The organism is Leifsonia sp. ZF2019, assembly GCF_019924635.1.
Classification (GTDB): Bacteria; Actinomycetota; Actinomycetes; order Actinomycetales; family Microbacteriaceae; genus Leifsonia.
This window is the reverse complement of record NZ_CP065037.1, coordinates 3021809-3034935: the sequence shown is the minus strand read 5'-3', so window position 1 is coordinate 3034935 and position 13127 is coordinate 3021809. Positions and strand designations below refer to the sequence as shown.

The following is a 13127-nucleotide window of genomic DNA, read 5'->3' as shown; positions in this document are numbered from 1 at the left end:
AGAGGGACTGGAGCGCGTACCCCGTGAACATCACCCTGCTGACCCGGTTCGTCGCTGTCGCCGAGGAGCTGCACTTCCCGCGGGCGGCGAAGGCTCTGAACATCCCGCTGGCGTCGCTCTACTCGTCGATCGCGAAGCTGGAGGACGAGGTGGGGTCGCCGTTGTTCGTGCGGGATGCCTCAGGAACCCGGCTGACGAACGCCGGCACGCTCTTCCTCGCGACGGCGAGGGCCGAGATCGCGGCGGCGCCCACGCCTGCGCCGAAGCCGGTCGTTCCGGCGGGCGGCAAGGCCAAGGCGTCGAAAGGCAGGGGGAGGGCGCCGATCGTGAAGGGGCAGCCGAAGCCCTACAAGAAGCGGCAGGGGCGGTAGCGGCGGTACGCGCGGTAGCCGCTACCCCCGCACGATCCGCCCCAGCGTCCGCGCGTAGTCCTCCTTGATGATGTCGAGGTGCGCCCACGTCTCCACCGCGCCGACCTCCGGCAGGGCCCGCAGGTCCTCGATCACCTCGAGCACCCCGACGCGGGTCGTGCCGACGATCGTCGCGATGACGTCGTAGGCTCCGTGGGCGTCGGCGGCGAGGTCGACCGCGGTCGCGTCGACGAGATAGCGGTGCACCGGGTCCGCCGAGCCGCGCAGGGCGATGCCGACGCCGACGGCGACGCGGTTGCGGGAGAGGCCGCCGGCGTCGATGGCGGCGATGCGGATGACGCCCGCGTCGAGGAGGCGCTTGACCCGGGCACGCGCGGACGACGGGGAGAGCCGCACGCGGTCGGCCAGGGCGCGGTAGCTGGCGCGGCCGTCGTCCTGCAGTACGGCGATGAGGTCGTGGTCGAGGCGGTCCAGCTTCACGGAGGTGACGGTGGCGGCGGTGATGAACTCCTTGAGGAGGGCGTCGTAGGTGCTGACGCGGAGGCCGCGGACGCCGGGGATGGCGCGGATGGCCGTGAGGGTGGCGTGCAACTCGTCGGTGTCGCCGTGGCGGGACTCGAAGACGATGGGGGAGGAGCCGCCGACCAGGGACACGAAGACGGTGTCGGGGAGGTCGGCGATGCGCTCGGCGACGGGTCGGGCGCGACCGTCGACGGCGACGAGGCCGTGGATGAGGACGTTGAGGCCGGCGAAGCCGGGATCGAGGGCGGCGACGACGCGCAGACCGTCCCGCCCGATCAGCGTGCCGAGGCGGCGTGAGACGAGGTCGCGGGAGACGCCGAGCGTGCGGGCGAGCTCGTGGATGCTGGCGCGGCCGTCGGACTGCAGCGCACGGAAGAGGCTGCTGTCGAGGGCGTCGGTGTCGCGGTCGGGGGCGGCGCGTTCGGGGCGGGCGGGCACATCCGCAGAATACCCGGAAACGCATCCCTTCGGCCGCAAAAGGATGGCATGGCACGCATCATGCTGCCGAATCGCGCGCGAATTGGCGCGATAACCCCGCAGAAGGGCGGAACAGTCCCACTCTCGACGCGGAACTGCGCTTGCGCATCCCGGCCGACGGGATGAGACTTCACGACGAAACGCGCACGACAATCGAATTTCGGCAGTACGAGCAAAGGAGCTTTGTGTGTCTGCAATCGCGACGCAACCCCCCGGGCACGCCCGTGCGTTGAAGGCCGGCCTCGCCTCGGTGGTCGGCACGACCATCGAGTGGTACGACTTCTACGTCTACGCCACGGCCGCCGCCATCGTCTTCCCCCAGGTGTTCTTCCCCGAGGTCAACCACGCGCTCGGCACGCTGGCATCGTTCGGCACCTACGCGGTGGCGTACTTCATGCGGCCGCTGGGCGGCATCATCTTCGGCCACATCGGCGACAAGCTCGGCCGCAAGCGCGCGCTGACGATCACGCTCTTCATCATGGGCGTGGCGACGGTGCTGGTCGGCTGCCTGCCCGGCTACAACACGATCGGGATCGTCGCGCCCGTCCTGCTCATCGTGCTCCGCATCGCGCAGGGCCTCGCGGTCGGCGGCGAGTGGGGCGGTGCGAGCCTCATGTCGGTGGAGAGCGCACCGCCGAAGTTCAAGAACTTCTACGGCGGCTTCACCCAGCTGGGCAACCCGCTGGGCGCGCTGCTCGCCTCCGGCGCGTTCTGGATCCTCGCGGGAATGGGCGACGACGTGCTGCTGACCTGGGGCTGGCGCATCCCGTTCCTGTTCAGCATCGTGCTGATCGGCGTGGGCATCTGGGTGCGCTACCGCGTGGAGGAGACGCCGGTCTTCGAGGAGAAGATCGAGGGCCACACGCAGTCCACCCCGATCCTGTTCGCGCTGCGCAACAACTGGCTGGCCATCCTGCTCGGCTTCTGCATCATCGCGATGTCGTCGGGCGGCTACGTGATCGCCACGGTCTTCGTGCAGAACTTCGCCACGAGCCCGGAGGTCGGCCTGGACGCGAGCGTCATCCTCGGCGCCATGACGGTCGCCTCGTTCATCGAGGCCCTGGTCACCCTGCCGCTGGCGCTGCTCGGCGACAAGTGGGGAGGCAAGCGCGTCATCATCCTCGGATCGCTGCTGTCGTTCGTGGCCGTGATCCCGCTGGTGCTCGTCATCCAGAACCACCAGGTGACGCTCATCTACATCTTCGTCAGCGTCATCCGCATCACCCTGAGCGGTGCGTGGGCCCCGCTCTCGACGGTCATGACGCAGATGTTCCGCCCGCAGGCGCGCTACACCTCGATGTCGCTCTCGTACGGGATCGGCGCCGCGGTCTGGGGCGGCCTGTCGCCCGCCATCGCGACCGGCCTGATCGCCGTCACCGGCACCTTCTGGTCCGCGATCTGGTTCTTCGGCGCTCTCGCGCTGATCGCCGTCGTCGGCACCTGGTTCGCGCCGCAGCACTCCGACTCCGCACCGGCGACGGGATCCTTCACCCCGCGCCTGGACACGACCGCCATCAAGACCACGAGGATCTGACCCATGCGACACCTGGCAACGTTCGACGACCGCGATTCGGCCCCCACCATCGTGACGGCCGACGTGATCCTGACCGTCGACGACGACACCCCGCGCGCGGAGGCGATGCTCACCGCGAGCGGCCGCATCCTCGCCGTGGGGACGCTCGCCGAGGTCGAGGCGGCGGCGGACGCTGCCGGTGTCGCACCGGTCCGCGCGGACTTCCCCGGCGCGACGATCGTGCCCGGCTTCATCGACGCGCACGCGCACCCGCTGATGTACGGGCAGCTGCTCACGTGGGTGGACGTCAGCCCGGCCAAGGCGGCGTCCATCCCCGAGATCGTGGAGCTGATGCGGGAGGGCGCGCGCCGGCTGCCGGCCGGCGTCCCGCTCCGCGGCTACGGCTACGAGCAGCGCAACCTTCAGGAGCGGCGCCACCCCACGAAGGAGGAGCTGGACCGGGTCGCCACCGACCGCGAGGTCTACATCATGAACGCCTCCGGCCACGGCGGCGTCGTGAACACCTTCACGCTGCAGAAGTACGGCATCACGAGGGACACGCCCAACCCCGAGGGCGGCGAGTTCTTCCGCGATGCGGACGGCGAGCTGACCGGCGAGCTGTCCGACGCGGCCTGCAACGTGCTCACCGGGCTGCACGGAGTGAAGATCGGCCACCACGGCCCCAACTTCCACCTCGGCGACGAGCCGGCGGAGCACCAGCGCCAGCTCGACATCGCGCAGCGCGAGTTCCTCTCCTCCGGGGTCACGGCCCTCGGCGACGCGCAGGTGTCGAAGCGCGAGCTGTCCGCCTACCTGGCGATGGCCGACCGCGGCGAGCTCTCCGTGCGCGTCTCGATATACTTCCTCTCCCATCTGCTCGACCAGGTGGTGGAGCTCGGACTCACCGGGCCGTTCGGCAACGCATTCCTGTCCGTCGCGGGCATCAAACTCTACGCGGACGGCACGCTCGGGGGATGGACGGCGTACTTCCCCGAAGGCTACATCGGCGACCCGTGCCGCACCGGGCAGCTCTACCACGAGCCCGCCGAGTACGCGGGACTCGTCGCCCGGGCGCACGCGGCCGGGCTGCAGACCGCGACGCACGCGCAGTCGCCGACAGCCATCGCGATGGTCGTGGATGCCGTGGAACAGGCGCTGACCGAGCGCCCCGACCACGACGCCCGCCACCGCATCGAGCACTGCGGCCTCCCGGATCCGAAGGAGATCGCGCGGATGGCGCGCCTCGGCATCCGTCCGGTCAATCAGACCCAGCACTACTACAACTGGGGCGAGGGGGTGGAGCAGGCCATCGGCACGCCCGGGGAGCGGTTCAACCCGCTCGGCGAGTTCATCGAAGCCGGCGTGCCGGTGACGATCTCGTCGGACGCCCCGGTCGCCGAGCCGCGCCCGCTGGAGGCGATCCAGGCCGCCGTGACCCGGGTCACCCGCCGCGGCCACAAGCTCGGCCCCGACTCGCTGCGGATCAGCGCGGAGGAGGCCCTGCGCGGCCACACCCTGGAGGGAGCGATCACGCTCGGCCGCGAGAACGAGCTCGGCTCGCTCACGGTCGGCAAGCGCGCCGACTTCGTGGTCCTGGGGGCGAACCCGCTCACGGCGGCGGCGGACACGATCGCGGACATCCCGGTGCGCGCCACGTGGGTGGACGGCACGCCTCGCTACGACGCCGACGGCCGCTGAGACGGCTCGGGAGGGACGGAACGGAATGGAGACGACGAGCGTGGAGACGCAGCCCCGACGCACGACCGGGTGGGTGCTCATCGAAACCCTCCGCAACTACGGCGTGGACACGGTGTTCGGCATCCCCGGCACCCACAACCTCGAGTTCTACCGGCCGCTGACCGCGTTGGGCGTGCATCCCGTGACCGCGCGTCACGAGCAGGGCGCCGGATACGCGGCCGACGGGTGGTCGCTCCAGACCGGCAAGCCGGGCGTCGTGATCACCACGAGCGGCCCCGGCCTGCTCAACGCGCTCTCGGCCGCGGGCACCGCGTACTGCGAGTCGCGGCCCATGATCCTCCTCTCGCCCGGCCCGGCGCGCGGCCGCGAGTTCGCGGACGTGGGCACCCTGCACGAGACCAAGGACCAGCTGAGCGCCGTGTCGGCGATCGTCGAGTGGGGCCGTCGCGTGCAGTCCGTCGAGGAGGCCGTCGCGGCCGTCCACGACGCGTTCGCGCTGTTCCGCACCGGTCGCCCGCGTCCGGTCTACATCGAGGTGCCGCTCGACCTCCTCGAGGAGGAGACCGGCCTCGACGGCGACGCGCTCACGGCGCGGGAGTCCGCTCCCGTGGCCCTACCGGATGCCGCGGCGGTCGCGGAGGCGGCGCGTCTGCTGGCGGGCGCGAACGACCCCGTCATCCTCGCGGGAGGCGGCTCGCGCGGCGCTGCGGACGAGCTCCGCGCGCTCGCCGAGCGCCTGAACGCGCCGGTCGTCACGACCCTCAACGCCAAGGGCGTGCTCGACGAGCGCCACCCGCTGTCGCTCGGCTCCAACCTGCGCCTGGCGGCGGCACGCAACCGTGCGCGGGACGCCGACGTGCTCCTCGTCGTCGGGTCCAAGCTCGGCGAGGCCGAGCTGTGGGTGGAGGCGCTGGAGGCCCGTGGTCGTGTGATCCGCGTCGACCTCGTCGCCGCGCAGCTCGACAAGAACCAGCCGGCGGACGTCCGGATCGTCGCGGACGCGGCCGCTGCGCTCGCCGCGATCGGCCGGCGGCTGGAGTCGCAGGAGGCGGACTCGCACACGCCGGCCTCGTCCGCGCTCCGCGTCCCGCGGGTGGCCGAGACGCTGGCGGCCGTCGCCGCGGAGTGCGCCGAACTCTCCGCGGTGAACACCGCCCTCGCCGACGCCATCGTCGCCGCCCTGCCGGACGATGCCATCGTGACCACCGACTCGTCGCAGATCGCCTATTGGGGCCTCCTGAACCGGCTGCGGGTCGCGAAGCCGAACTCGACGCCGTACATGGCCACCTACGCCACGCTCGGCTACGGCCTGCCCGCCGCGATCGGCGCCCGCGTCGCGCGGCCCGACCGGCCGGTCTTCGCGGTGGTCGGCGACGGTGCGCTGATGTTCTCGCTGCAGGAGTTCATGACCGTGGTGGAGCAGCGGCTCGACGTCACCGTGATCGTCGTCGACAACGGCGGGTACGCCGAGATCAAGCAGAACGAGGCGGATGCGGGCATCGCTCCCGTCGGCGTCGATCTGGCGCAGCCCGACTGGGCGGCGCTCGCCGACGCGTTCGGCGGCACCGGGCGCCGCGTGGCGTCCGCCGCCCAGCTGGCCGATGCCGTCGCCGCCGCGGGCGCCGCGGGCGGGCTGCAGGTCGTCCACCTTCCGCAGCACACGTTCACGAAGTAGGAGAGACCGATGAGCACGATCCCCACCAGCACCCCGGCCACCAGCACCCCGGCCACCCCGCCCGTCGGGCCGGCCGACGCCTCGAGGACCCCGCGGTACGCCGGGCTCTCGACCTTCGCCCGCCTCCCGCGGCTCGAGGACGTTCCCGCGGTGGACCTCGCGGTCGTCGGAATCCCGTTCGACACCGGCGTCAGCTACCGTCCCGGCGCCCGCTTCGGCCCGGAGCACGTGCGCGCCTCCAGCCGTCTGCTGCGGCCGTACAACCCGGCCCAGGACTTCTCGGGATGGGAGGCCGTGCAGGTCGCCGACGCCGGCGACATCGCGGTCAACCCGTTCCACATCGACGAGGCGGTGAACCAGATCGCGGAGGCCGCGGGCGCGCTCGGCGACCGGGTGCGGCGCATCCTCACGATCGGCGGCGACCACACCATCGCGTACCCGCTGCTCAAGGCCGTCAGCGCGAAGCACGGACCGGTGGCCGTGCTGCACTTCGACGCGCACCTCGACACCTGGGACACCTACTTCGACGAGCCGATCACGCACGGCACCCCCTTCCGGCGGGCGTCGGAGGAGGGCTACCTCGACCGCACCGCGTCCGTGCACGTCGGTACCCGCGGGCCGCTCTACAGCAAGCAGGACCTCGAGGACGACGCGCGTCTGGGCTTCTCGATCGTGTCGAGCGAGTACATCGAGGAGCACGGCATCCCCGCCGCCCTCGAGCGCATCCGCACGCGCGTCGGCGACCGTCCGCTCTACATCTCGATCGACATCGACGTGCTCGACCCGGCCCACGCTCCCGGAACCGGGACGCCGGAGGCCGGCGGCCTGACCAGCCGCGAGCTGCTGCGGATCCTGCGCGGCCTCACCGACCTGAACATCGTCGGCGCGGACGTGGTGGAGGTCGCTCCCGCCTACGACCACGCCCAGGTGACCGGCATCGCTGCTGCGCACGTCGCGTACGAGCTGATGACCGCGATGGCGCAGGTGATCGTGCGCGAGGGCAGCGCGCATCCCCGCGGGTCGGCCGATGACTGACGCCGCCGACCGCCGCCCCGTCGCGGTCTACACCGACGTCGAGGACACCGACCCGGCTCCCGGCATCGCGCTGCTGGAGGCGCAGGGCTTCGAGGTGCGCGTGCTCGGCACCCGCGACCCCGCTGCGATCGTCGCGGGGGCGCAGGACGCGGACGCCCTCCTCCCCGGCTACGCCGCCGTCACCCGCGAGATGATCGCCGCCCTGCCGCAGCTGAAGGTCGTCGCCCTCATGTCGATGGGCTTCGACTACGTGGATGTGGAGGCCGCCACCGAGCACGGCGTCTGGGTGACGAACGTGCCCGGCGCCGCGACGGAGGAGGTTGCGACGCACGCGCTCGCGCTCCTCCTCGCGAGCGCGCGCCAGCTCCCGTTCTACACGGCCTCCGCGACACCGGACCGGTGGAACGAGCGCGCCGCCTCCCCGCCGCCGCGATTGAGCGAGCAGACCCTCGGCATCCTCGGCCTCGGGCGGATCGGCCGCGAGTTCGCCCGCCTCGCCGGCCCGCTCTTCGGCCGCGTGCTCGGCTACGATCCGATGCTGCCGGACACACCGGAGATCGTCGCCGACCTCCGCCGGCTCGGCATCGAGCGGACGAGCCTGGAGCAGGTGCGCGCCGCCTCCGACGCGCTGTCGCTGCACATGCCGTTGACCCCCGAGACGACGGGGATGGTCGACGCGGGGTTCCTCGCCGCGATGCCCGCCGGCTCCCGCCTGATCAACGTCTCCCGCGGCGGCCTCCTCGACAACGCCGCCCTGGTGGATGCGCTCGACCGTGGCCACCTGGCGGGCGCTGCGCTCGACGTGCTCGACCGGGAGCCGCCCGCCGCAGGGCATCCCCTCGTCGGGCGTGACGATGTGGTGCTGACTCCGCACATCGCGTACTTCTCGCGCTTCACCGAGGGGGAGTACGTGCGGGTGCAGGCGCAGAACGCGGTGGACGCGGTGCGCGAGGGAGCGCCGGAGGCGCCGGTCAACCGGGTGTGAGCCGGGTCGGCTCCGCGCCCCGCGGGACTGGCGGTCGGCGGCGAGCGGGTGGAGGATCGGACCACGGGCGGTCCGCTCGTCGCGAACGACCACCGGAGGGAGAACCGCATGGACATGTCGGACACGGGCGGGGTCGAGTACCCGGATGAGGCCGGCTACCCGGACGGCGAAGGAACGCTGGACGAGGGGACCGGCGCGTTCCGGGCCCCCGGAGCACCGGGAGCCGCGGGAACCGTCGTCGAGGCGGCCGACGTCGACGGCGGCGTCGATGTGGAGGTCGAGCAGTCGCAGGGCGTCGACCAGCTGGACGAGTTCGACGGGGCGGACGCCCGGGACGAGTAGCCGGGCCGCGTGCGACATGACGGGATACGCCATGTGACGAAACGCACGCGATGGTGCCGAAGCGATCCCTGCCTGCATTTCCAGGATACCGGAGCCCCCGGGGCTTGCGGCAAGCACAGTGTGATGCACCAGAATGGCTGGTCGCGGCCGAGATCCGGCGGCGAGAAGCGGGGTGGTCATGGGCGGTCCGGCAACGGTTCCCGACAGATACGATGCGATCGTCGGCGGGGGTGGCCCGACGGGGATGATGCTGGCGGCGGAGCTGCGGCTCCACGGCGTGTCCGTGCTGGTCCTGGAGCGGGACGCCGAGCCGACGGAGGCGGTGCGGGCACTGGGTCTGCAGCCGCGGAGCATCGAGCTCCTGGATGCGCGGGGCATGCTGGAGCGGTTCCTCGAGCACGGGACGCCCTATCCCGGGGCCGTCGGCTCCTTCGCCGGGCTGACCGGCCCCCGTCCGCTGAGGCTCGACAGCGCTCACGCCTACCTCCTCGGCATCCCGCAACCGGTCACCGACCGGCTGCTGACCGAGCGCGCGGCCGAGCTGGGGGCGGAGATCCGCAGGGGCGCCGAGCTCGTCGGATTCGCGCAGGACGACGACGGCGTGACGGTCGACCTCGCGGACGGAGAGCGGCTGCGCGCGTCCTGGCTGATCGGCGCCGACGGCGGGCGCAGCAGGGTGCGCACGCTCCTGGGCGTCGGCTTTCCCGGCGAGGCGGCCGCGACCGAATGGCTGCTGGGCGAGGTGGAGGTCACGGCGTCGGCGGAGGAGATCGCGACCGTGGGGGCGGAGGTGCGGAAGACGCACCGCGGCTTCGGCATCGGGCCCGCCGGCGACGGACGCTACCGCGCCGTCGTACCCGCGGCCTCGGTCGCGGAAGACCGCTCCGTTCTGCCGACCCTGGAGGAGTTCCGCACGCAGCTCCGCGCCTTCGCGGGCACGGATTTCGGCGTGCATTCGCCGCGGTCGCTGTCGCGCTTCACCGACGCCACGCGGCTGGCGGAGCGGTATCGCGTCGGCCGGGTGCTGCTGGCGGGCGATGCGGCGCACGTCCACCCGCCGCTCGGCGGGCAGGGATTGAACCTGGGCATCCAGGACGCGGTCAACCTCGGCTGGAAGCTCGCCGCCGAGATCGCGGGCACTGCGCCGAAGGGACTGCTCGACACGTACTTCACGGAGCGGCACGCCGTCGCCGACGATGTCCTCACCCTCACCCGGGCGCAGAGCGTGCTGATCGCGGCCGAGCCGGGGCCGCAGGCCGTGCGCCGGGTCGTCGAGGACCTCCTCTCGTTCGACGACGTCGCCCGGTTCCTGGCCGAGCGGATCAGCGGCACGGGCATCCGCTACGACGTCGACGGCGCCGGTGACGGGAACGCGCCGGAGCTGGTGGGGCGCCGCCTGCGCGACATCCCGCTCGCGGGCGGCGGCCGGCTGTACGAGCACCTGCGCACCGGGCGCGGGCTGCTGCTCGACCCGTCGGGCGCGCTCTCCGTGACGGGGTGGGAGGATCGTGTCGACCTCCTCGTCGCGCGCAGCGACGAGCTCGATGCGTCGGCGATCCTGGTGCGGCCCGACGGTCATGTCGTCTGGATCGGAAGCGATCAGGCCGGGCTGGAGGAGCGGCTGCGCCGGTGGTTCGGCGAGGCGGAGTGAGCTGCGCGGCGCGGATCGCCCGCTACGCGGCTGGTGCCCAGCTTCGCCGCGTACGGTTGCAGCATCTCGGGCAAACTGCCCCTCACCTCGGCTGGGAAGTCGCCTGAACCAGCGGAGGGGCGTATGCCCACATCCACTCTCGGACCGATCCGTCCGACGCGCACGCGTCCTGAAGGCCGGGCCCCGGTCACCAGCACGTACAACGAACTGCTCGGGGAGGTCCGCGGAGCCGGTCTCCTGGAGCGCCGCCGCGGGTTCTACGCCGGGGTCTTCGCCGTGCTGATCGTCGGCCTGGCCGGCGCATCCGCCGGATTCGTCCTCCTCGGCGACTCCTGGTTCCAGCTGCTGATCGCCGCGGTCCTGGGGGTCATCTTCACGCAGCTCGCCTTCCTCGGTCACGAGGCATCCCACCGGCAGGTGTTCGCGTCCGGCCCGGCCAACGACCGCGCGGGCCGGTTCATCGTCACCTGGCTGGTGGGCATGAGCTACCAGTGGTGGATGACGAAGCACACCCGGCACCACGCCAACCCCAACGTCGTCGGCAAAGACCCGGACATCGCGCGCGACACGATCTCGTTCACGACGGACGACGCGGCCCGCGCCACCGGCCTGCTGGCGGCGATCACCCGCAGGCAGGGTCACTTGTTCTTCCCGCTGCTCCTGCTGGAAGGCGTCAACCTCCACGTCACCTCGATCCGCTCGCTCGTCGAGGTGCGCAAGGTCGACGGACGCCGGCGCGAACTCGTCGCGATCGGCACCCGTCTCTCCGTCTATGTGGCGATCGTCTTCCTCATGCTCCCGGTCGGGATGGCGTTCGCCTTCCTGGGCGTGCAGCTCGCCGTCTTCGGCGTCTACATGGGCGCGTCGTTCGCGCCGAACCACAAGGGCATGCCGCAACTGCCGGCCGGAGCCCGCGTCGACTTCCTCAGCAAGCAGGTGCTCACCTCCCGCAACATCCGCGGCGGCTGGTGGATGGACCTCCTCATGGGAGGTCTCAACCACCAGGTGGAGCACCACCTGTTCCCGAGTATGCCGCGGCCCAGCCTCGCCCGCGCTCGCCGGATGGTGCGCGCGCACTGCGCGACCCACGGCATCCCGTACACGGAGACCGGGCTGGTGCGGTCGTATCGGATCGTGATCGACTACCTGAACCGCGTCGGCCTCTCCGCACGTGACCCGTTCGATTGCCCGATGGTCACCCAGTTCCGCCGGGCCTGACGGCCGCGGGCGGCGACGCACGGTGAAATGACCCCCATTCGGGTAATAGTTGCGTTAGTCAACCAACGCCTAAGCTCAAGGGATAACAGGGGGGATCGCACGTTTATCACGCGCGTCCGCCCGGTTGCACACCAGACGAGCGACACCGACGTGAATGGGTCATTGACACTGTGAATTCGACGAAGAACACCACCTGGGCCGCACGTGCTGCGGCCCTCGGTCTGAGTGCGGTCATCGCGGGCGGGATGGCGCTCGTCGCCTCCGCACCCGCACAGGCCGCCCCGGCGACCGCGGAGGTCCACCAGCAGGACATCCGGTCGAACGAGGACACCTACCCGGGCTGGCACCAGGGGTACGCGAACGCCGAAGACCGTGCGGTCGTGGGCGCCAACGGCCTCGAGCTGACCGGCGAGTCGCAGATCCTCTACGGCTACACCGAGCAGGAGCGTCTGACCGGGGCGCAGCTCGAGAGCCTCGTGCAGGCCGGGGGCGTCTCCTGGAAGACCTCGTGGAACTCCGCGTACTTCCAGCTCCCCCTCTTCTACGGGGATGCGACGGCGCCCAAGTTCACGACGCTGCGCCCGGCGTCGCCGGTCGAGGGCACCAACACCGCTGCGCTGACCGACACCTGGGTCACCAGCACGGCGATCACCGACGCCGATGGCGCGCCGCTCTACGCCAAGAACGACTCGGCCACCCTCGGCGACTTCCTCGCCGCGCTCGACGTCGACACCGTCCAGGTGCTCGGTTTCGGCGTGCTCACCGAGGCAGGCACGCAGGCGGACGTCGACTCCGTCACTTTCAACGGCACCACGTACTCGTTCGTCCCCACCGGCACCGCGACGGTCGCGGGTGCTGCGACCGTCGGCACGACGCTGACCGTGTCCCCGGCCGGGTTCCCGGAGGGTTCGCAGTTCTCGTACCAGTGGTTCGCCAGCTCGGGCCAGTCCGGCAGCGAACTCAGCAGCACGACGGACAGCTACACCGTCACCGACGCCGAGGTGGGCATGAGCGTCGGCGTCATCGTGACCGCGACGCTCGCCGGGCACACGACCGCGTGGGTCCGCAGCAGCACGACCGGCGTCGTCACCGCCCCGCAGAAGCCCGCCGCCGCGGCCCCGGTGCCGAACTCGGACGCGCTCCCGGCCTACCTCGCCGCGAACGGCGTCACGCCCGGCACTCCGCTCTCGGCGGGCCTGCCGGCGACGCTCGACCCGACGAAGGGATACACGGCCTCGGTCGAGTGGACCTCGGCGGACTCGTTCGTCGACGTCTACGTGTACTCGACCCCGATCCTCCTGGGTTCGTTCCCGGTCGTCGACGGTAAGGTCCAGGTCACGCTGAGCGCCGATGTGCTCGCTCAGCTGGCCGCCGGATCGCACACGCTCGTACTGGTCGGGCAGAGCTCGGGCGGCGTCCAGGCGGTCGCCCTGAGCGTCGCCGCCGTCACCACGACCGCCGCGCTCGCCGCGACGGGATCCGACGCCGCGATCCCGGCGACGATCGGTGGCCTCCTCGTCCTGCTCGGCGCCGCCGGTGTGCTGGTCGCGCGCCGTCGTCGCTCCGCGCAGGCGTAACGCACCTCACCCGCGACGGCCCCCGTTCCTGGAACGGGGGCCGTCGTCGTGCTGGACGCGGTG

General features: G+C 71.7%; 11 protein-coding genes. 10 read left to right on the top strand and 1 reads right to left on the bottom strand.

Annotation, left to right across the window (positions count from 1 at the left end):
• The first annotated feature begins 23 nt into the window (after window positions 1–23).
• Entirely contained in the window at window positions 24–371 is a 348-nt protein-coding gene (locus IT072_RS14930; protein WP_223357648.1) for a LysR family transcriptional regulator, read from the top strand.
• Window positions 372–392: 21 nt separating this feature from the next.
• Here the strand turns inward: IT072_RS14930 and IT072_RS14925 are convergent, their stop codons facing one another.
• Window positions 393–1331, bottom strand: a complete 939-nt coding sequence (locus tag IT072_RS14925; protein ID WP_223357647.1) for an Lrp/AsnC family transcriptional regulator — start codon at window positions 1329–1331, stop codon at window positions 393–395.
• Window positions 1332–1557: 226 nt separating this feature from the next.
• On the opposite strand from IT072_RS14925, the gene IT072_RS14920 reads away from it, so the two are divergent.
• The 9 genes from IT072_RS14920 to IT072_RS14880 all read left to right on the top strand — a co-directional run bounded on the left by IT072_RS14920 (window position 1558) and on the right by IT072_RS14880 (window position 13064).
• Window positions 1558–2904, top strand: coding sequence for an MFS transporter (locus IT072_RS14920; protein WP_223357646.1), 1347 nt, complete (start codon window positions 1558–1560; stop codon window positions 2902–2904).
• Window positions 2905–2907: 3 nt separating this feature from the next.
• Window positions 2908–4581 carry an amidohydrolase gene (locus IT072_RS14915; RefSeq protein WP_223357645.1) on the top strand — a complete coding sequence of 558 codons (1674 nt, stop codon included), beginning with the start codon at window positions 2908–2910 and terminating at the stop codon, window positions 4579–4581.
• Between the two features lie 25 nt (window positions 4582–4606).
• Window positions 4607–6256, top strand: a complete 1650-nt coding sequence (locus tag IT072_RS14910) for a thiamine pyrophosphate-binding protein (RefSeq protein WP_223357644.1) — start codon at window positions 4607–4609, stop codon at window positions 6254–6256.
• 9 nt (window positions 6257–6265) lie between these two features.
• Window positions 6266–7291 carry an agmatinase gene (gene speB / locus IT072_RS14905; protein WP_223357643.1) on the top strand — a complete coding sequence of 342 codons (1026 nt, stop codon included), beginning with the start codon at window positions 6266–6268 and terminating at the stop codon, window positions 7289–7291.
• Window positions 7284–8276 carry a C-terminal binding protein gene (locus tag IT072_RS14900; protein WP_223357642.1) on the top strand — a complete coding sequence of 331 codons (993 nt, stop codon included), beginning with the start codon at window positions 7284–7286 and terminating at the stop codon, window positions 8274–8276. The genes speB and IT072_RS14900 overlap by 8 nt, the downstream gene beginning before the upstream one ends.
• 108 nt (window positions 8277–8384) lie before the next feature.
• Window positions 8385–8618, top strand: a complete 234-nt coding sequence (locus IT072_RS14895) for a hypothetical protein (protein ID WP_223357641.1) — start codon at window positions 8385–8387, stop codon at window positions 8616–8618.
• A gap of 178 nt (window positions 8619–8796) precedes the next feature.
• Window positions 8797–10269 (top strand): FAD-dependent monooxygenase, encoded by a 1473-nt coding sequence (locus IT072_RS14890; protein WP_223357640.1) that lies wholly within the window; start codon window positions 8797–8799, stop codon window positions 10267–10269.
• 123 nt (window positions 10270–10392) lie between these two features.
• On the top strand, window positions 10393–11487 hold the full coding sequence (locus IT072_RS14885) for a fatty acid desaturase family protein (RefSeq protein WP_223357639.1): 1095 nt from the start codon (window positions 10393–10395) through the stop codon (window positions 11485–11487).
• Between the two features lie 170 nt (window positions 11488–11657).
• A complete protein-coding gene (locus IT072_RS14880) occupies window positions 11658–13064 on the top strand; it encodes an LPXTG cell wall anchor domain-containing protein (protein ID WP_223357638.1) in 1407 nt (468 codons plus the stop codon).
• The last annotated feature ends 63 nt before the right edge of the window (window positions 13065–13127 follow it).